The organism is Roseateles chitinivorans (genome assembly GCF_050632235.1).
GTDB classification, from domain to species: Bacteria; Pseudomonadota; Gammaproteobacteria; order Burkholderiales; family Burkholderiaceae_C; genus Roseateles; species Roseateles chitinivorans_A.
Genome location: NZ_CP192584.1, coordinates 1,738,798 through 1,758,520, shown reverse-complemented (window position 1 = coordinate 1,758,520; position 19,723 = coordinate 1,738,798). Strand labels below are relative to the sequence as shown.

The 19,723-nt window shown below is 68.0% G+C and carries 14 protein-coding genes; 4 read left to right on the top strand and 10 right to left on the bottom strand.

Annotated features, from left to right (window positions below; all coding sequences use genetic code 11):
• Window positions 1-32: 32 nt before the first annotated feature.
• The 5 genes from ACQ859_RS07920 to ACQ859_RS07900 are packed head-to-tail and all read right to left on the bottom strand — an operon-like array spanning window position 33 to window position 4,005.
• Window positions 33-401, bottom strand: coding sequence for a hypothetical protein (locus tag ACQ859_RS07920; protein WP_431265322.1), 369 nt, complete (start codon window positions 399-401; stop codon window positions 33-35).
• Window positions 402-417: 16 nt separating this feature from the next.
• Window positions 418-876 (bottom strand): hypothetical protein, encoded by a 459-nt coding sequence (locus tag ACQ859_RS07915; protein WP_431265321.1) that lies wholly within the window; start codon window positions 874-876, stop codon window positions 418-420.
• Complete coding sequence (locus tag ACQ859_RS07910; RefSeq protein WP_431265320.1) at window positions 873-1,847, bottom strand: hypothetical protein; 975 nt, start codon at window positions 1,845-1,847, stop codon at window positions 873-875. The genes ACQ859_RS07915 and ACQ859_RS07910 overlap by 4 nt, the downstream gene beginning before the upstream one ends.
• Complete coding sequence (locus ACQ859_RS07905) at window positions 1,847-3,637, bottom strand: peptidase domain-containing ABC transporter (protein ID WP_431265319.1); 1,791 nt, start codon at window positions 3,635-3,637, stop codon at window positions 1,847-1,849. The genes ACQ859_RS07910 and ACQ859_RS07905 overlap by 1 nt, the downstream gene beginning before the upstream one ends.
• Complete coding sequence (locus ACQ859_RS07900) at window positions 3,526-4,005, bottom strand: hypothetical protein (RefSeq protein WP_431265318.1); 480 nt, start codon at window positions 4,003-4,005, stop codon at window positions 3,526-3,528. The genes ACQ859_RS07905 and ACQ859_RS07900 overlap by 112 nt, the downstream gene beginning before the upstream one ends.
• 324 nt (window positions 4,006-4,329) lie before the next feature.
• On the opposite strand from ACQ859_RS07900, the gene ACQ859_RS07895 reads away from it, so the two are divergent.
• Window positions 4,330-5,181 (top strand): class I SAM-dependent methyltransferase, encoded by an 852-nt coding sequence (locus tag ACQ859_RS07895; RefSeq protein ID WP_431265317.1) that lies wholly within the window; start codon window positions 4,330-4,332, stop codon window positions 5,179-5,181.
• Window positions 5,182-5,202: 21 nt separating this feature from the next.
• Here the strand turns inward: ACQ859_RS07895 and ACQ859_RS07890 are convergent, their stop codons facing one another.
• Window positions 5,203-6,465: an MFS transporter gene (locus tag ACQ859_RS07890; RefSeq protein ID WP_431265316.1), complete on the bottom strand. Its 1,263-nt coding sequence runs from the start codon at window positions 6,463-6,465 to the stop codon at window positions 5,203-5,205.
• Window positions 6,466-6,693: 228 nt separating this feature from the next.
• Between ACQ859_RS07890 and ACQ859_RS07885 the strand changes: the two genes are divergently transcribed.
• The 3 genes from ACQ859_RS07885 to ACQ859_RS07875 all read left to right on the top strand — a co-directional run bounded on the left by ACQ859_RS07885 (window position 6,694) and on the right by ACQ859_RS07875 (window position 11,634).
• A complete protein-coding gene (locus ACQ859_RS07885) occupies window positions 6,694-7,371 on the top strand; it encodes a M15 family metallopeptidase (RefSeq protein WP_431265315.1) in 678 nt (225 codons plus the stop codon).
• Between the two features lie 182 nt (window positions 7,372-7,553).
• Complete coding sequence (locus ACQ859_RS07880; RefSeq protein WP_431259033.1) at window positions 7,554-8,420, top strand: CsgG/HfaB family protein; 867 nt, start codon at window positions 7,554-7,556, stop codon at window positions 8,418-8,420.
• A gap of 178 nt (window positions 8,421-8,598) precedes the next feature.
• On the top strand, window positions 8,599-11,634 hold the full coding sequence (locus tag ACQ859_RS07875) for an RICIN domain-containing protein (protein WP_431265314.1): 3,036 nt from the start codon (window positions 8,599-8,601) through the stop codon (window positions 11,632-11,634).
• Between the two features lie 170 nt (window positions 11,635-11,804).
• On the opposite strand, the gene ACQ859_RS07870 is transcribed toward ACQ859_RS07875, so the two are convergent.
• From ACQ859_RS07870 to ACQ859_RS07855, 4 genes are all read right to left on the bottom strand, one after another.
• Window positions 11,805-14,612 carry an alpha-galactosidase gene (locus tag ACQ859_RS07870; protein ID WP_431265313.1) on the bottom strand — a complete coding sequence of 936 codons (2,808 nt, stop codon included), beginning with the start codon at window positions 14,610-14,612 and terminating at the stop codon, window positions 11,805-11,807.
• On the bottom strand, window positions 14,609-15,754 hold the full coding sequence (locus ACQ859_RS07865) for an amidohydrolase family protein (RefSeq protein ID WP_431265312.1): 1,146 nt from the start codon (window positions 15,752-15,754) through the stop codon (window positions 14,609-14,611). Before ACQ859_RS07865 ends, ACQ859_RS07870 begins: the two co-directional genes overlap by 4 nt.
• A 75-nt stretch (window positions 15,755-15,829) precedes the next feature.
• The gene (locus ACQ859_RS07860; RefSeq protein ID WP_431265311.1) at window positions 15,830-16,654 is read right to left on the bottom strand and encodes an endo alpha-1,4 polygalactosaminidase; all 825 of its coding nucleotides are present in this window, start codon (window positions 16,652-16,654) and stop codon (window positions 15,830-15,832) included.
• A gap of 186 nt (window positions 16,655-16,840) precedes the next feature.
• Window positions 16,841-19,714, bottom strand: coding sequence for a TonB-dependent receptor (locus tag ACQ859_RS07855; protein ID WP_431259038.1), 2,874 nt, complete (start codon window positions 19,712-19,714; stop codon window positions 16,841-16,843).
• Between the last annotated feature and the right edge of the window lie 9 nt (window positions 19,715-19,723).

Here is a 19,723-nt window from a genome sequence, read left to right as displayed (position 1 = left end):
TCGGTCGACCGCTTCCGTATCGACGCCGCTGTTCACGCCGAAGGTGATTTCGACAGCATCACGATTACGAGCCCACTTCTCGAATCCCCGCAGCAAACGGGGTCCGTATCCCCCATTCGTGCCTCCGGCACCACATCGATATGCATCACGCTCGCCGTGAGTTGATCCGAGAAGATGTGCCGTTCCAGCACGCCTATCAACCCTCCAACCACCTGGCCTTCGCTGCCGATCGCAGCGAAGAACGCGTAGCGGTCTTTGCCCTTCTCAATGACTTCCTGGAAGGTCCTCGTGATTCGCTGTTCGTTGAACTCGAACGTGCGGAACCGCGTCAGCGCGTGCATGCGCCGAGCCATCTCGACGAGCCCTGGCACGTCTTCCAGCGTTGCGAACTTGATTGGCACTGTCTGCTCCCGTAGCTCAGTCGGACCGCTTGAGACCGGCGATGTCCTTCAAGGCCGACGGCTCATCTCGCTGCGTCAGCTTGCACACCGAATAGGTCTGCGTGCCCACCGTTGTCACGAACGTGAAATCGACGCCGAGGAACACCGTCTGTCCGGCGGCGATGTCCACCTGCGCGCCTGCGCACGACATCGAGTTGAGGTATTCCTTCAGCCCGAACGTGTGCCGGCCCGGGCCCACCACGAGACGCTGCCACGAGGCATTCGGAAGCGTCTTGTCCGTCTGCACCTCGTCCTGGCTGATCTTCAGGACGGCCGCGCTGCCCTGGAACTGCCAGGTGCGGTACAGATAGACCTGCCCCTGTCCCGTCGGCGCCGACTCCACCGCAGTGAAAGCCGGACCGCTCGCGCAACCCGACATCGCAGTCACCACGGCCACCGCCACCGCCACCTTGAGCCAACCCATCAACTGCTTCACTTTCGACCTCCACTGTCTTCAATACCAAACACCCCATCCAGCATCGCGGCGTACACCGCCGGATGCAGCTGGGGATTGCAATTCGTCTCCAGGAACCAGACGTTCCCCTCCGGATCGACCATGCCATCGATCGAGAACATCGTGCCGTCGCGGATCTCCTGCGGGATCGCCATCCAGCAGCGCTCCCCCGCCTCGCGCAACTGCGCTTCCAGCGAGGTGCCTCGGATGCGCTCGCGCACGTCGTGGTCGCTCGCCGTCGCCGGATTGAGCAGCGACATGTAGCGGTAGTCCGCAATCACCGAGCGCTGCGCCGCCAGCACGCTGTCGAGGGTCAGGCCTTGCCAGGCCGCGAGGCCGTCCACGTCCTCCGGGAACGGCGCCCCGGGCGGCAGCTGGTCCTCGATCAACCGGCGCATCGTCTTCACGCCGTCGCCGCGCACCGTCGGCAGGTCGATCACCTCGACCACGACGGGTTCGGCGTCCCAGAACCACGCCTTCAGCATCTTCCCGGGAACGAACTGCTCCCAGTACTCGTCCTCGACCAGCGCCGGCGCGTGTCCCGCCGGATACGGTCCGCGCAGACCACGACCGAGCGTCGATTTCCGCCGCTTCACGATGTAGGGCCCGCGGATCCCCGTCGCATCGAGTCCCGCCATCGGCACCCGCAGCCCCGCGTCCCGCGCGAACTGCTTGAAGACCAGCTTGTCCTGCGAGATCGGCCACGCCTTCCCGCCGTAAGGGAACCAGCCGACGAAGCCCGCGACGCCCGTATCGAGCATCGGCACGAAACCGATCTGCCCCGGCACCGGCTCCACGACGAACTGCGGACGGAATCGCACCTGCTTCCCGCCCAGCGCCAGGTCCATCGACATGCTGAACGGATCGATGCCGCCACTCGCGCCGTGGCGCTCGCACCAGCGCCGCACGGCCAGCGCGTGCTGCAGGAAATTGCGCTTGAAGGCGCGGCTCATCAGTTCGCTCCGAAGGTCGTCACAGCCGGCGCCGTGCGCGGCGGCGGGGTCGGCACGCGCGAGAGCTTCTGCAGCCCATCCTTGCCCAGCTGCAGCACCTCGTCGATCTGCAGCGCCTTGGGCATCGCATGGGTGATGAACAGCATCGTCACCTTGCCCTTGAGCCCATTGACCGTCTTCGCGAATCCCTCCGCCGTGTCCTGGTCCAACGCCGACGTCGCCTCGTCGAAGATCAGCACGCGCGGCCGCTTGAGCAGCGCCCGCGCAATCGCGAGCCGCTGCTTCTGTCCGCCCGACAGGCCCACGCCGCGCTCACCGACCTCGGTCTGATACCCCTGCGGCAGACCCTCGATCACCGCGTGGATCCCGGCCATCTTGCAGGCCTGCACCGCCTGCTCCATCGACGCCGCCGGATTGCCCGCCACCAGGTTCGCGTAGATCGTCCCGCTGAACAGCATCGTCTCCTGCGGCACCACGCCGAAGTAGCTGCGCAGCTCATTCGCCGCCATGTGCCGCACGTCCACCCCGTCGACGCGGATGCTGCCCGCCGTCGGCTGGTAGAAGCCCAGCATCAGCTTGGCCAGCGTGCTCTTGCCCGTCCCCGACGCGCCCATGATCGCCACCGCCTTGCCGGGCTCAATCGTCAGCGCGAGGTTCTGGTACAGCAGCGGCCGGTCCTCCGCATAACGGAAGCCCAGCCCCTCGACCTCGATGCGGCCCTTGCCGTCGGTCATCCGCTTGGGGATCAGGCTGTACGGCTCCACCGGCGCGTTCATCAGGTCGCCGAGCCGCTTCACCGACAGGCTCGCCTGCTGGAACTGGCTCCACAGCCCGACGATGCGCAGCACCGGCTGGCTCAGCTTGCCGGCGAACATCTGGAACGCCACCAGCATGCCGATGGTGAACGAGGGCTCGTTCATCACCGTGTACGCGCCGACCATCAGCACCAGCAGCGTCTGCGCCTGGTCCATCGTGTTGGCGAAGACGTTGTAGGTGTTGCCGATCTGCTTGGTCTGGAACCCCGACTGCAGGAAGGCCGCGAGGTAGTCGGCGTAGCGCCGCTTGAGCTGCGGTTCCATCTGCAGCGCCTTCACCGTCTCGAAACCGGCGATGTGCTCCGTCACGAAAGCCTGGTTGCGCGCGCTCATCAGGAACTGCTCGTTGAGCTGCTTCTGGAAGATCGGCGCCACGACCGCGCTGACGATGCCCACCACCAGCAGCATCGCGAGCACGATCGCCGTCAGCGTCACGCTGTACCAGAACATCACGCCCAGGCAGATCAGCAGGAACGGGAAGTCCAGGATCAGCGAGACCGCCGCGCCGGAGATGAATTCGCGGATGCTTTCCACGCCGTGCATGCGCGCCGCGACGACGCCCGTCGGGCGGCTTTCGAAGTAACGCAGCGGCAGCTTGAGCAGGTGGTCCCAGACCGCGGCGCCCAGCACCGCGTCGACACGGTTGCCGGTGTGCAGCACGAGGTACTGCCGCACCCAGGTGAGCAGGCTGGTGAAGATGGTGAAGATCAGCATCGCGATGCCCACGGCGATCAGCGTGCTCTGCGTCCGGTGGACGACGACCTTGTCGATGATGGCCTGCGTGAACAGCGGCGTGGCCAGTGCGATCAGCTGCAACGCGAGCGAGGCCAGCAGCACGTCGCGCCAGACCTTGCCGTGCTTCATCAGCTCCGGCGCGAACCAGCCGAATCCGAAGCGGCGACCGGCCGCCGGCGTGTCGGGATCGTCGACGGCATCGCCCTGCGGCGCCAGCATCCAGCCGGTGCCTTCGGCCACCGCGGCGAACTCGTCGACGGTGGCAGTCCGGGGGCGTTCTGGCCTGCGGCGAAGAAGACGACCTGCCCGTCCTGCGCCGCCGTCACGATGGCCAGCAGCGGTGGCCGGGGCTGGCCCTCCTCAGGTTCGACCGACTTCAGCGCGACGACCAGCGGCAGCGCCATGCGCTCGACCTTGGCGGGCTTGACCTTGAACGGCTTGATGCGGAACGACAGCGCCCGGGCCGCGGCCACCAGCGTCTGCGTCGTGCAGGGTGGCGGGAAGTCCTTCGCCACCAGTTCAGCTGAAAACGGACGGCGGTGCAGTGCACACATCGACCCCAACGCCCACAGGATCTCCTCCTGAGGCACCTCCCAACGCCCGTCCATCACATCGACCCCGCTTGTTATGGGCGCGCAATTTACAGAATGGAAAAAATTAGTCGTCCCCTCTTTTGTGGGGTGCAACACATTCGCGACAACCCTGCACGTTGGTTGCGGTATCACCAATCAGAGGACTTGACACACGGCGAAGCAGGACGGTGTACAGAACGCCTGAAAGCCCCATGGCAAGGGCATTTCGTGAGGAAATCGTTAAGACCGAAGGAAGCCCACGCATTCCCGGGGAGTCCTGTTTCCGAGGGACACAAACCGGAGAGAATCCGCACCCAATCGAAGGGCGGGCCGGTTGCGGCAAGGGACAAGGAACACAAGATGGATTGGCGATTGAAAGTGGGCCGGCAGGCCGTCCTGGCCCGGCTGCCGTTCGGCCACGGACTGCGCCGCGCGAAGCGCAAGCTCTTCGGCTATCAGCCCGACCTGGGCAACCTCCGCAGCACCCTGGACTGCTGGGCGCAGATGCGCCAGGGGCTGGAACGCACCGGCGGCACGATCGAAGGCGCCACGGTGCTGGAGATCGGCACCGGCTGGTTCCCGACCATTCCCATCCTGCAATGCCTGCAGGGCGCCAAGCGCGTCTACATGTCCGACCTCAACGTCCACCTGGACGACGTCAGCTTCGCCGCGACGCTGGACTTCCTGCGCCAGTCCTATCCCGACGATGCACGGCTGCGCGCGATCCAGTCCCGCGCCGACCTGCCGCTGACCTACCTCGCGCCGTTCGACGTGAGCGCCCTCCCGGACGGCTCGATCGACCTGGTGACCTCGCGCACGGTGCTCGAGCACATCCCGCCGGACGTGCTGCTCGGCCTGTTCAAGGCCTTGCGCCCGAAGCTCTCGGCGCGCGGCCGCATGGTGCATCTGGTGGACCATTCGGACCACCTGGAGCATTCGGACAAGGCGATCAGCAAGATCAACTTCCTGACCTGGCCCGAGCGCAAGCACGCGTGGGTCAACCAGCTGACGCGCGAAGGCGAGAACCGCCTGCGCCACCACGAGTACCCGGACCTGTTCGCCAAGGCCGGCTATCGGGTGACGCTCGAAGAGGCCGAGGTCCACGAGCCGACGCGGCAGCTCGCGAAGTCGCTGCCGCTGCAGCCGCACTACGCGGCGATGACCGCGGAGCAGCTGGCGACGATGTCGTCGCTGTACGTGCTGGCGCCCTGAGCGCCGACGACCGCGGCGGCGTCAGGCGGCCGGCGCCGCCTTCTCCTGATGGCGCCGGCCGGCGGTGAGCCACAGCAGCACCGCGAAGACCGCGCCGCCGACGCTGGCCAGGCCGAAGAACAGCATCATCGACTCGTACCCCGCCGGGTTCTGCGCGCTCGCGCCGGCGCGGTCGTTGAGCCAGCCGGCCACGAGGTTGGCACCGGCGATGCCGGCGTTCTGCGCGACCCACATCAGGCCGAGGGCCGTGCCGAAGCGCGACGGCGACACCAGCTTGCTGGCCAGCGGCCACATCACCGCGGGCACCAGCGAGAAGCTCACGCCGATCAGCGCGGTCGAGATCCACAGGCTGGCCGAGGTCAGCGCCATCGTGGCCATCGCGACGGGCAGCAGCACCGCGCCGAAGGCCAGGAACGGCGCGTAGCGGCCGAAGCGGTCGCACAGCCAGCCGAAGGCCGGCGTCGCGAAGACGGCGGCGAGGAACACGTAGCTGTTCATCGCGCCCGCCGCGGCCAGGTCCAGGCCGTGCGCGTGCTGGAAGTACTTGATCGAGAAGGTGCTGCGGAACGCGAGGATCACCGAGTACCAGAGCACGCACAGTGTCAGCAGGTACCAGTAGGCCTTGCCGAAGTGCAGCAGGTCGCGCCACACGAAGGGCTGCGCCTGCTTCTCGATCTCGCCCTTGGCGGAGCCGGCGATGCGGCGGTCCATCGCCCAGTAGGCCAGCCCTGCGGCGAACGAGGCGGCGGCCATCGCGGCGGCGATCATCAGCGGGGGTTGCCAGCCCTGTGCATAGGCCGCGGGGAACCAGGTCGGCGACATGTCCGAGGAGAACGATCCCAGGCGGCCGATGGACAGCGCCAGACCCATCGACAGCGCGACGTTGCCGCCGACGAAGTACTGGGCCAACGCGGCCAGCGTGGCGATGCCGAAGGTCTCGGCGCCGATGCCGAACAGCAGCCGGCCCGCGGCCATGCCGGCGAAGTTGGGGCTGAGCGCGGTCAGCATCGCGCCGAGCAGGCAGATCGCGGCGGTCCACACGGTCATGCGCGCGGCGCCGAAGCGGTCGACGAGCACGCCGCCGACGAGGATCAGCACGACGTTGGGCAGGCTGTAGATCGCGTTGAGCAGGCCGATCTGCTGGTCGCTGAAGCCGCGCTGGCTCTGCAGCGCATCGGCGACCGGGCCGATGGAATCGTAGACGTAGTAGTTGCCGTACAGCGACGCGGCGATCAGGGCGCACACCAGCCACGCGACGGCGCGGCTCGGGGACTTGTCGTTCATGAAGGGAGCCTGGGAAATCCTGGGCGGTCGTGAGGACCGAAGGGGCGGATTCTGGATCAAGTCCGGCGGCGGGTCGGTCCGCCACGACTCGTCGTTTCCCCGGATCGCCCTGGGCATGGGGTCGCCGGCGTGAGGGCCACGTGAGCAATCGGTCGGGCGGGGCTGGAAGTCGGTTCCAATCGACGTTCCACGGTGACCCCGTGACGACCTCGACGACGAGCGATGCAGATGTTGAACGAACTTGAACTCACAGGCCGCGCCAGGACTCATGTGGTCCAGCACGACGCGCCCCGCTTCGCCGCCCAGCCGGAAGCGGTGGCCGCGTTTCTCGCACTGCGCGAGGCCGCGCGCCGCGACGGCATCGACCTCGTGCCCTACAGCAGCTTCCGGGACTTCCGGACGCAGCTGCGGATCTGGAACGGCAAGTTCAGCGGCAGCAAGCCGCTCTACGACGAACAGGGCCGGCCGCGCGACTTCAGCCGGCTGACGCCGCCGGAGATCGTTCGCCACATCCTGAACTGGTCGGCACTGCCGGGCGCGAGCCGACATCAGTGGGGCACGGAGATCGATGTCTTCGATGGCGCCGCGGTGCCCGTGGACTACGTGCCCAAGCTGCTCCCCGAGGAGGTGGCGCCGGGCGGCGTGTTCTTCGAGCTCCACCGGTGGCTCGACGCGCACATCGGCACCTACGGGTTCGTCCGGCCGTACCGCCGCTTCAACGGCGGCATGTTCCCGGAGCCCTGGCATCTGAGCTATCGGCCGCTCTCGACATTGGCGCTGCAGCAGGTCACCGTGGACCTGCTCGCCCGCGTGATCGCGGAGGCCGACATCCTCGGCAAGGCACTGGTGCTGGAGATGCTGCCGGAGATCCATCGGGATCACATCCTGAATGTCGACGTGGACTGACGCCGCCACAGGAGTGGAGTAAGGAGTGGAGTAACCACCCGTAAGCCGCGCGGTCACGACGCGACATTCAGCGACGCAGCCACCCATCGGTGGGGGCTGGCGCCGCCCGCATTTGGGATAAGGTCCGGCCCGTTCCTGCCCCCTTTTTTGGCTGTCGCCGCTGTTGCGCTCAGGAGATCCCCATGGCATTCGCGCGTTCCTCCGTCTCCTTCGGCCCGTCCCTGTCCCGCGTGGGCGGCGTGCTCGCCGTGGGCCTCGCCGTGGCGATGCTCGCCGGCTGCGGCAAGCAGGGCGCGACGCTGGGCGACGGCAGCTCGGAGATCACCGGTTCCGCGGGCCCCGCCGGGGCGAACAAGGCCAACCGCGAACTGATGAAGTGCGACGCGCCGGTCGCCACGCTCTCGCTGATGGAGAACCCCAACGGCTACACGATCAGCGCGCCCAACGGCCTGCCGAATTCGCCGCTGCCGCTGGTGCGCCTGCTCGCGCAGCAGAGCGGCTGCTTCCGCGTCGTCGATCGCAACTCGGGCCTGAAGGCCACGATCCGGGAGCAGGAGCTGAAGGACTCCGGCATCCTGCGCAAGGAAGGCAGCACCGTGCAGAAGGGCAAGGGCTACGAGGCCCAGTACACGCTGATCCCCAGCCTGACCTTCAGCGAGCAGGACGCCGGCCGCCAGGTCGGCGGCATCCTCGGCATGATCCCGGTGCTCAACAAGTTCGTCGGCGCGGCCGAGCACATCAAGCTCAAGGAAGCGCAGGTCGCGCTGCTGCTGACCGACAACGAGACGACCGAACAGGTCGCCGCCGCGACGGGCTCGGTGCGCGTCACCGACCTCGGCATGGGCGGCCTGGTGCTGGGCAAGCTCGGCGGCGCCGCGGGCGCGGGCTGGGCCAACAGCAATGAAGGCAAGGTCATCGCCGCGGCGTTCCTCGACGCGCACAACCAGCTCGTCGTCCAGGCCCGCATGCTGCAGGCCAAGGACCTGCCGGATCCGGTGCCGATGAAGAAGGCCGGCGACCTCGCCAAGAAGGCGGCCGCCGGCGCCTGACGCCTGACCTGATGCCTTCCCGCAGGGGACGCGGTCCCTGGCTGGGTGCGCCTGCGCACACCCGGGAGAGGTAGTTGTCCCTCGGCGCTTACGGCTGATTGCAGCTCTTGCGTCTACCCGTTGGAACCGCTTTCAAGGCGCGGGAAGAATGGCCGTCGACTCACAACGAGAGACGCGCATGCCCCCTTCTTCCCGCCCGGACTTCGGAAAGCTCCAGGCCGCGCCGACCACGATCGCGCTGGCCATCAGCCTGTTGTTGAGCGCCTGCGGCGGTGCCGACTCCCCGGACTCGACGGCCTCCCCCGCGGGCACGACGGGCACGGCAGCCTCCGATCGCGCGAGCGCCCAGGCGCTGGCCGCCGATCCGTCCCCGGTGGTGGCCGCGGGCCGCTACGTGCTGATGAACGCGCTGACCGGCAAGTGCGTCGAGGCCGTGCCCAGTGCGGCGGACGGCGGGCGCGTCCAGCAGAACGCCTGCGGTGACGGCCTGAACCAGGCCTTCGACCTGAGCGTCCAGGGGAACGGCTTCTACAAGCTGGTCAACGCCGGGACCTCGAAGGTGCTGGAACTGGCCGGGGCCTCGCGCGCCGACGGCGCGGCGATCCAGCAGGCCAGCAGCAACGACGGCGACGCGCAGCGCTTCCGCCTGTGGCGCGCCAACGGCAACCGGGTCCGCGTCGTCAACGTGTCCAGCGGCAAGTGCCTCACCCTGCCCGGCCGGTCCGCCGCCAACGGCGTGCAGATCCAGCAGGCCAGCTGCCTGACCGCGGAGGCGGTGCACCAGTTCTTCTTGTATCCGCGTGAGACGGCGCCGCGCGGTCCGGTGCCGGTGGGCCAGTACAGCGTGCGCGGCGTCCAGTCCGGCCTGTGTGTGGACATCGAGGGTTCGGGAACCGCCGACGGCACGTTGACGCTTCAGGCCGCCTGCAACAGCGCAGCGAGCCAGCGCTTCGAAGTCCGCGCCGCGGCCGACGGCAGCTACGCCTTCCTCAACGTCAACAGCGGCAAGGCGCTCGATGTCAGCGAGATCTCCACGGCGAACGGCGCGCTGATCCATCAGTGGGGCTACGTCGGCGGCGCGAACCAGCGCTTCGCCGTCACGGCCAAGGGCGATGCCTTCAACATCGCCGCCAAGCACTCTGGCAAGTGCCTGGACGTGAAGGAGTTCAGCGTCGCCGTCGGCGGCCGCCTCCAGCAATGGGACTGCGGCAACAACGACAACCAGCGCTTCCAGCTGCTGGCCACGGACGCGCAAGGCCCGGCACCGACACCGTCCCCTTCGCCCGCACCGGCCCCGTCACCGACGCCGCCACCTGCACCGGCGCCCTCTCCCACACCGCCGCCGGCTCCCGCACCGTCGCCCACGCCACCACCGCCGCCGCCTCCCCCGGCGCCACCGCCCGCTCCGGCGCCAGGGCCCGCCCCTGCCCCGGGTCCCGCACCGGCCCCGGCGCCGGTCCCCGGCCGCGGCGCCAACGTGCCGTGGGTCGAGTACCAGGCCGAAGGCGGCCAGACCAACGCGCAGATCCTCGGCCCCAGCCGCCAGAAGTGGGACGCGAACCACATCGAGGCCGAGGCCATCGGCCGCAAGGCGGTGCGCCTGAACCGGACGGGCGACTACGTGTCCTTCAAGACCACCCAGGCCGGCAACGGCGTGGTGGTGCGCTTCTCGATCCCCGACGCGCCGAACGGCGGCGGCATCGATGCCACGCTGGGCCTCTACGTCAACGGCGTGCGCGTGAAGTCGCTGCCGCTGACCTCGCGCTACAGCTGGTCCTACCAGGGCGGCCTGATCGGCGATCCGATCGTCGACAAGCCGGCCGGCCAGCCGCACACCTTCTTCGATGAAGTGCGCACGCTGCTGCCGGACGACATCCCGGCCGGCGCGACCGTCATGCTGCGCCGCGACGCGCAGGACACCGCCGCCTTCTACGTGATCGACCTCGTCGACATCGAGCCGGTGCCGAAGCCGCTGACGATGCCGGCGGGCTTCACCTCGGTGACGGCCTTCGGCATCCAGCCCAACGACGGCAAGGACCACGCGGACGACGTGCTGCGCGCCATGCGCTCGACCAGCAAGCTGTGGTTCCCGCCGGGCGACTACCTGCTGCAGAAGATCAACGGCGGCAACGTCGGCCTGGACAACCCCGGCATCGAGGTGCGCGGCGCCGGCATGTGGCACACCAACCTGCGCGGTCCGAAGTCGATGTTCTTCTGCTACGGCGCGAGCGCGCGATGCGTGTTCGGCGACTTCTCGATCCTGGGCGAGTCCAAGGCCCGCGCCGAGGAGACCGACGGCGTGCAGAAGGCCTTCGCCGGCCCGATGGGTGCCAACAGCCTGATCGAGAACGTCTGGATCGAGCACGTGGTCGGCGCGATCTGGGTCGGCAACGATCCCCCGTACCAGGCCCAGCCGACGCAGAACCTGACGATCCGCAACTGCCGCATCCGCAACACCTATGCGGACGGGATCAACCTCGACAACGGCACGTCCAACTCGCTGGTGGAGAACTGCCACGTGCGCAACACCGGCGACGACGCGCTGGTGGTGTGGTCCATCAAGTGGACCGACTGGGTGAAGGACAAGACCTTCCAGCTGGGCGACGGCTTCATCCCGCCCGCCGGGAAGAACGCGCCGGACCAGGGACAGGGCGTCAACAACGTGTTCCGCAACAACACGGTGCAGATGCCGTGGCGCGCCAACTGCTTCGCGGCCTACGGCGGCGCGGGCAACGTGTTCAAGGACAGCCTCTGCGAGGACGTGCTGACCTACCCCGGCATCCTGATCGACAACGAGTTCAGCCCCTATCCGTTCGGACCGGGGACCACGACCTTCAGCAACATCTCGCTGATCCGCGCGGGCGGGCCGATGTTCAACGAGAACACGGGCAACCCGTGGCAGCACGGCGCGCTGAAGTTCTACCTGCGCGAGGGCGACGTGAACGACATCCTGGTGGAGAACGTCGACATCATCGATCCGACCTACTCCGGCATCGAGTTCCGCGGCTTCGGCACGGCCTTCGTCTCGCCGGGCGAGAAGTTCCATCCGGACCTGCTGCGCGATGCCGACAACGCGAAGTTCCGCAACGTGAGGTTGAAGAACATCCGGATCACCAACCCCGGGCGCTATGGCATCGAGGTGCTCGACAACGGCGGTCGCGGCGCGGTCAACTTCGACGGCGTCACCGTGACCAACCCGGCGCTCGGGGGTTGAAACAGGACAACGCGCCGGCCAGCTTCTTCATTCGAGGGAGCGGCAACGCCGGCTGGTGACGTCGGTTCTCATGCCTCGTTCCGCGCACGGGGCAGGCAGGAGCACTGTCGTACTTCCACCGCCGCTGGCCCTCACCCCTGCCCTCTCCCGCAAGCGGGAGAGGGCGCGGGTCAGGCTTCGAGTCGCAGTTGCCCGAACGCGTCGGGCACATGGAAGTTGGGCTTCTCGCTGCCGGTGGGATTCCAGGCGCTGAACTGCCGCGACTCCTTGTTCCCTTCGATGCGGAACAGGTTGATCCGCCAGCCGTCGAGCGACTGCGCGTTGCGCGGCATCGGCACGACAAGCTCCGCCGTCCACATCCGGTGGTAGTCGTCCACCGACGTGCGCGCCCTGCTCTCACCGACGAAGCGCTTCCGGCCCTTCCCCTGCACCTCGAGGTCCATGACCAGCCCGTTCGGCGAGACTTCGACTTCGCGGTAGCGATCCGTCCCCGCATCCTGCGGGGCCTGCAGGAAGACCTCGACGACATCGCGCTCCCACAGCGGCCAGACATCCGTCGCGGAGGCTTCGCGCTCATAGGTCGTCAGCGCGTTGTAGCGGCTGCTGAAGCGCAGGTGCAGCGCGCCGTCCGCATGCAGCAGCTGCACGCGCGTCGACTGCGTGCCGGTCAACGGACGGCCGCGCCAGTCGTGCGCGAAGAACAGCGCCGGCGCCTCTTCCCACGCAGAGGCGAGCGCGAAGCCGTCGCGTCCGATCAGCCGTGACGGCAGCCGCGCGGCGCGCGCCAGCGGGCGCTCGATCGCGGAACTCAGCACCGCCTCGATCAGCAGGTTGTCCTTGAAGCTCACCTTCAGCGTCGGCTTCGCCGCGTCGATCGCGCCGAGGTCCACGCCGTTCACGTAATCGCGGACCTTCCAGACGCCCGGGCCGAGCCCGCGCAACGTCACCGTGCCGTCGAACGTCGGCGCGTAGAAAGCGTAGTGCATCACCCCGTTCTTCTCGACGACGTGCGTCTCCGGCTTGTCGAACGCGATGTCGTAGAGCTCGCCGCGATAGGCGCCGTCGGACAGCCCCTTCGCGTTGTGCGCCGTGATCCACTTGCGCCAGTGCGTCTCGCGCTCCGGCGTCAGCAGGAACGAGTCCTTGGGCTTCGGATCCTCGGGCCAGGTGAACTTCGTCGACACCACCGCGCCGACACCGACTGACGACGCGAAGTCCTGCCCGCCGGTCGACAGCTCGACGTGGTCGCCGGCGTACGCCGACCAGCGCCCCATCTGCGCCTTCAGCGCCTTGCCCTTGTGGCGCACCTGCCAGCTCGACAGCGGATCGGATGCCGGCGCCTGGTCGATCCACGGCATGTTGTGGAACGCATAGCTCGTGCCGCAGGGGCAGACCTCGACCACGGCTTCCGGATTCACCGCATGGCAGGCCTCGAACATCACGCGGTAGAAGTCCGCCATGTGCTCGTACGAGTCCTCGGGCTTCTTGTGCTCGTGCTTCGGGTTGAAGCACGGCGCCACGCCGTTCAGGTGCTGGCCGTCGACCTTCACGCCGTCGAAGCCCCAGTCCTTGATGATCTTGCGGAACATCGCCGCCGTGCGCTCCTGCGTGCCCTTCGCGCCGGGGCACAGGTAGAGGCAGTTCCACCACGTGATCATCTGCGGCGCGCCGTTCTGGTCGAGCAGCAGCAGATCCGAGTGTCCGTGCAGCTCGTCGCTGCCCGGCGCCACCGCCAGCGGCGCGATCCACAGCCGTGCCTTCATGCCTCGCGCATGGATGTCGGCGACCAGCGCCTTCATGTCCTCCTCGCCGCGCGGGAACTTCTTGAGATCGATGTCGAACCAGTCGCCGGTCTGGCGCTGCCAGCCGTCGTCGAGCACCGCCCACTTCAGGCCCAGTTCCTGCGCCTTCGGCAGCGTGGCGCGCACGCGCTCCAGCGAGAAATCGCGCTCGTAGCCCCACGCGCACCAGACCGCATCGTGCGCGCTGCGCGGCGGCTCCGGCGCGATCAGGCCCTGCGCGTTCATCAAGCGGCGGTAGCGGTCCAGCGGGACGAAGCAATCGCCCTCGTGCACCGCGACGAAGGCCAGCGGCAACGCCAGCGTCTCGCCCGGTGCGAGCGTGCGCGGCTCGTCACCGCGCAGCGCGATGTCGACCTGCTCGCCCACCGCCTTCACCGGCAGCGAGACCAGGCGCGGCAGCTTGTCCAGGTGGCCGACCGCGACCCCCAGGTCGCGCCGCCACACGTCCACGAGCGGCGTGCCGCCGCCGTAGTCGGACGAATCCATGCCGAGGAAATTGCGCTGCTCGAAGCCGCGCTTGACCGGCTGCATCCAGTCGCGCCGGTCCGTGTGCGTCGAGCCCGAATACGTCCACCACCCGCCCGCATGCCGCGGCGCCGCCAGCAGGCGGTGCGCCGCGACGGTCCAGCCCTGGACCATCAGCGGCTTGTCCGAGCGGTTGATGAAGGCGACCTCGATCAGCGCGACGCCAGGATGCTCGTCGAGCAGCGTCACCGTCATCGTCTTCTCGACGGCCGCGCCTTCGGCCTTGCCGGTCAGCGTCAGGCGCTGGCCCGCGCCGAACGGCGTGGCGCCGCTGCTCGGGACCGCGCCCGTCAGCGCAAAGCGCTCGAGTGTCCGGGACGTCGTCGGCGGCGGTGCGCCGGCCGATTCCGCGCCGAGTGCCGCGGCACCGGCCGCCACAGGCTTCAATTCCGCGATGACGAGCTGCTCGCCCGCGTCGAAGCCGGTCAGCGCCAGCGGCCGCGCGCCGCCCAGCCGGACGATCCGGCTGCGCATGCGCTCATCGAATTGCAGCGACAGCCGCTCGTCCTGCAGCCGCACGTGGCCGCGTCCGAGGTCAGCCGCCCGCGCCGACGCTGCACCACCGGCCGTCGCGGCCAACGCCAGCGTCGGGGTGATCGTCGCGACCGGCGCGGCACCCAGCCACTGGAGGAACGCGCGGCGCCCGGTCATTGAGCCGCCGCCTTCCAGGCGGTGGGAAAGCTCTTCTCGGCGTTGAGGTGGTACAGCTTGTCGACCACCGCCTTCGGCAGGCCCAGGCCCTTCACCGGCTTCTTGAGATCAGACACCTTGAACGTCTCCTCCGTGTTGAAGTAGCGCCAGTGCATGCGCCACACCGGCTCGACTTCCTTCAGCAGCTCGGCCCCCGATTGTTGCGGCGGTTGCGAGACGTCGGTGCCGTACATCAGACGGTCCTGATACTTGATCATGAAGGCCCGCACCTTGGCGCGGTCCAGCTGGCTCTGGTACTGCAGCTGGCCGATGCGCGCGGCCAGGTCGACCTTGGCCAGCGGGAAGCGGTCCAGGAAGGCGGCCAACTCGTCGACGTTGCGCTCCAGCGAAGCCATGTGCATGCCGATGAACTTCAGCTTCGGATGCGCCGCGACCATGCGGTCGCGCGCGGCCATCTGGTCTTCCCAGCTCGGCATCTCCGGATGCAGCGCCATGTGGTACTGCGGATGGTGCGCGAAATACTCGCGGTCGTTGATGACCGTCATCTTGTCCAGCGGCAGCCAGCAGTTGTGCGGCTCGCCCTGGTGGCCCAGCATCGTGATGCCCTGGTCCTCGAAATACGTGAACAGCGGCGTGAAGCGCGCGTCGTCGATCATGACGAGCTGGCCCTGCTTGTCGCGCAGGCTCATGCCGATGTTCTTCCACACCTTCACGCCGACCGCGCCGGCGCGCAGGCCGGCATCGACGCGCTGTTTCGTCGCGGCGAGCCAGCCTGGTTGATCCGAGGTGTCCGACGAGAAACTCACCGCCCAGGCCACGTCCGCCGGACGCGCCTTGCGCAGCTCGATCGCCGCCTGCTGCTGCTCGTCCAGCGGCGGGAAGTCCGGGTAGTCGACGTTGATCGTCAGCACCTTGAAGCCGAGCTGGCGCGCGGCGTCGATGAACGCCGGATCGGCGTTGTGCAGATGCACGTGCGAATCGATCTTCGGGACCTTCGCGAAGTCCGCCATCGTGTAGCGGGCTCCGTCGTTGTCCTTGGACTTCGGTGCCGCCAGGACGCCAGAAGAGGCGGCCATCGCGACGGCCGTCAGTGCGGCGCTCAGCAGGGCCGGCAGCGCGGCGCGGACGGGAGTTCTCGTCATGTGGGTCATTGGATCAACAACAGTGGAATCAGTGGAACCATCGGCAATGGAACCACTGAAGACAGGAGAGGAAGGTCAGTTGCAGCTGTAGCGGTAGGCGTCGTCCAGGTCCAGCGGCAGCACCAGCGTGCGGATCTTCGCGGCGGTCATCTTCGTGCAGAGCTTGTCGCGCGCGCCGTTGGTGTTCTTCTTGTACTTGGACGCGTATTCGGCGTTGAACACGGGCTTGTTCTTGCTCGTGAACACCGAGTAGCCGCCGCACTCGTCGTACTGGTTGCACTGCTCGTTGACGGCCATGTCGAAATACGGCTCCAGCTGCGCCAGCTGGTCGACGTCGTTCTTCAGCGCGATGGCCAGGCCGCGGCCGTGGGCGGCGTTGGCGAGGTACTTGTTGTAGTCGAGCTGCGTGGCCGAGGTCAGCGGGAAACCGGTCGAGTTGGTGTAGCCGTCGACGTTGTCCGGCTCGACGCCGTCACAGCCCTTGGACACCGCCAGGTCCAGGCGGCTGAGCATGACCGCGCGCACGTTGGCCGAGCGGGTGTCCAGCCACTTCTCGCCGGCCCAGCCGTCCAGCGCCTTGCCCATGTCGGCGGCGTTGAAGCTGCCGAAGTCGGCGCGCCAGTTCTCCGAGCTGCCGGCGGAGAAGTAGCAGACGACCTTGCGGCCCTGCGCCTTCAGCCCGGCGATGGTCTGCGCGGTCGTGTCGAACAGGTCGATGTCGTACACGGCCACGTTGTAGCCGGTGTTGAGCGTGCCCGTCAGCTGCCACTGCCAGGTCGTGTTCACGCCGGGCTTCCACCAGGACTGCGCTTGCGCGCCGGTCGCGGCGGTGAGGCCCAGCGCAAGGGCGGCGGCGGTGGCGAGGCCGGTGGCCATCGAACGGATCAGCGATCGTTTCATGAGTTCTCCTGGGATGCGGCCGGCAACGCGGCCTGCTTGTTGTGGAACGCCCAACGTCCTCTCAAGAACATCCCGATTCGAATACGGCGACCGGATGACGCCGGCTGGATGGCCCAGTCCGGCGTCTCCTGTCTGTCCTGCGTGCTTGTCTTGCTCGTCTGTTTTTCTTCTTCGATCAGCGCGGCATCAGAACTTGATGCTCGCGCCGAGCGTGAACGCACGGCCCCAGCGGTTGTAGCCCTGCGGCAAGGTGATGTTCCCGTCGCCCAGCGTGTACTCCTGCTTGGCGTCGGTCAGGTTGCGGCCCTCGATGGAGACGCGCAGCCACTTGTTGACGTCGTACGCGGCCTGCGCGGTCAGCCAGGTGATGGCCTTGGCGCGCTCGTTGAAACCGGGGCCGATCACGTTGATCGCCGAGACGAACTCGTCCGTGTGGTCGGCCGTGGCGCTGAGGCTCCACGGGCCCTTCTCGTACAGCAGGCCCAGCGACGAGGTCGCCGGCGCGATGCCTTCCAGCGGACGCTTCTCGCCGCCGACCCAGCTGTCGGAGCGGTTGCGCGTGTACTGCGCGCGCACGCCGAAGCCGTTGTCCCACAGGTGCTGGAAGCCGATCTCCATGCCGCGGACCTTGGCCTTGTCGCCGTTGATCGGCCGCATCACGTTGAACAGGTGGCCCGGCACGCCGATGTCGACGCCGGTGGTCCAGCTGGTGGTGATCTGGTTCTTGATGTCCTTCTGGAACACCGCGAAGGTCAGCGCCGAGTTGCGCGCGTAGTACCACTCCAGCGAGGCGTCGTACTGCTTGGCGCTGTAGGGCTTCAGGTCGGCGTTGCCGCCGAAGACCTGCGTGAAGTCGCCCCAGGAGACGCTGCCCGTCGTGCTGGTCGGCGCGAGCTGCTCGACCGACGGACGCGCCATCGTCTTCGCGGCGCCCAGGCGCAGCTGCAGCTTGTCGGTGAAGTGCCAGACGAAGTTGGCCGACGGCAGGCCGTAGGTGTACTCGGCGTCCTGGCTGACCTCGGTCGGGGCGGCGTAGTGCGGCGTGTAGTTGAAGGGGCCGTTCTCGACCAGGCCGTCGATCTTGGCATCCCAGGCCTTCGCGCTCGTCTTGGTCTTGACCAGACGCACGCCGACATCGGCGTTCCACTGGTCGCCGGACAGGTCCGCCTCGACGAAGAACGAGGTCGTCTTCTCGCGCACGCGGTAGCTCTGGAGCGGGTTCCAGACCGGCTGCGCCTTGCTGAAGTCGTAGGTGCCGCCGCCGGGACGCGGCTGGCCGTTGTAGGCCTGCAGCGCGGCGAGGTAGCTGGGCACGTCGAAGCCCAGGAAGCTGCGCGGGAAGTTGCCGCTGACGCCGCTCATGAAGTTCGGCGGGCTCAGGTGCTGGTTGAGCACGTTGCCGCCGAGCTGGCCGACGTTGATCGCGTAGTCGCCGGCGTAGTAGTCCTGGCCGCTGTTGATCGCGTTGTCGACCAGGTCGCGGTTCTTGTCGCGCCGCGTGGCCTGCACGCCGAACTGGATCTGGTCGACGTTGAAGCGGTCCACCGACCACGCGCCGTTCAGCGTCAGGCCGCGGATCTTGTCGTCGATGTTGTCGCCGCTCAGGCCCAGGAAGTGGGTGTTGAAGTCGCTGGCGCCGAACTGCCCGGCCGCGAGGCCCGAGACCAGGTCCCGGCCGTCGTTGAAGGTGGTGCTGATGTTGGGCACCTGACCGCCGGTGAGTTGCACCGTCGTCACGTTGGGCTGGTTCATGCGCAGCACCGTGTAGGTGTCCTGCCCGCCCGAATGCCGCTTCGACGTCGACTGGTAGACGTCGCCGTTGAACTTCAGCGTCTCGGTGGCCTTCCACTCGGCGTTGACGCCGTAGACGGCGCTGTCGACGACGCGGTGCGTGGTCAGGTTCAGCAGCTCGGGATTGAGCTGCTTGCTCGGATCCGCGTTGTTCATCGTGAAGCCGGTGACCACGCCGTTCTGGATCTGCATGTTGGACCAGCGGCCCGGCTCGAACAACGTGTAGTACGACTGCTGGTAACCGACCTGCGGCGAGTTCAGCCGCGTCTTGATGCCGTCGACGGTGACCTTGAGGGAGTCGCTCGGACGCCACTCGACCTTGCCGGACAGCGCGGTGCGCTTCTTCTGTTCCTGGATGGTGCCGACGCGGAACTGGCCCGGGCCGATCAGGCCTTCCTCGTCCTTGTCCAGCACGCCGTTGCCGTTCGGGTCGATGTTGCCGCCCCAGGCGTTGCCGGTCCAGTTCGCGGCCGGATCGGAGATCGGGTTGCGCGTCCAGCCGCCGTCGTTGCCGGCAGTGTCGGTGCGGACCTTGCGGTCGGCGTAGACCACGCCGAACAGCACGCCCAGTTCCTTGCCGAAGGTGTTGCTGTAGGTGGCCGAGAGCTTGCCGCCGTTGAGCTTGGACATCGTGTTGCGGTCGCCCTCGACGCGCAGGATGCCGTGCTGGCCGGGCTGGTCGAAGGGGCTGGCCGAACGCAGGTTCACCAGGCCGCCGATCGCGCCTTCCATCACCGAGGCCTGCGCGGACTTGACGACGTCGGCGCCGCTGATGATGTCCGAGGGCAGCACGTCGAACGCGAAGTCGCGGCCTTCGCCGTCGGTGGCCAGGATGCGGTTGTTGAAGGTCGTCAGCGTGTATTCGGGACCCAGGCCGCGGACGCTGACCTTCTGGCCTTCGCCGCCGGCGGTGCGCGAGATCGACACGCCGGTGATGTGGCTCAGCGAGTCGGCCACGTTGTCGTCGGGGAAGCGGCCCAGCTCGGTCGCGCTGATGCTGTCCTGAACGCCCGACGCGCTGCGCTTGAGGTTCAGCGAACGCTGCAGGCTGGCGCGGGTGCCGGTGATCTCGACGCGGTCGAGCGTCTGGTCGGCGTCCTTGGCCTTCGCGTCGGCCTTGGCTTCGGCAGGCGCCGACGCGGCGGCGGCCGGCGGCTGGACCTGCGCCTGGGCCGCACCCATGGCGGTCAGCGCGGCGATCGCGGCAGCGGCGGCGACGGGCCGCGGCGCAAAACCGGCGATCAGGAGGGAGGACAGGGGAGCTCGCATCTCAGGTTC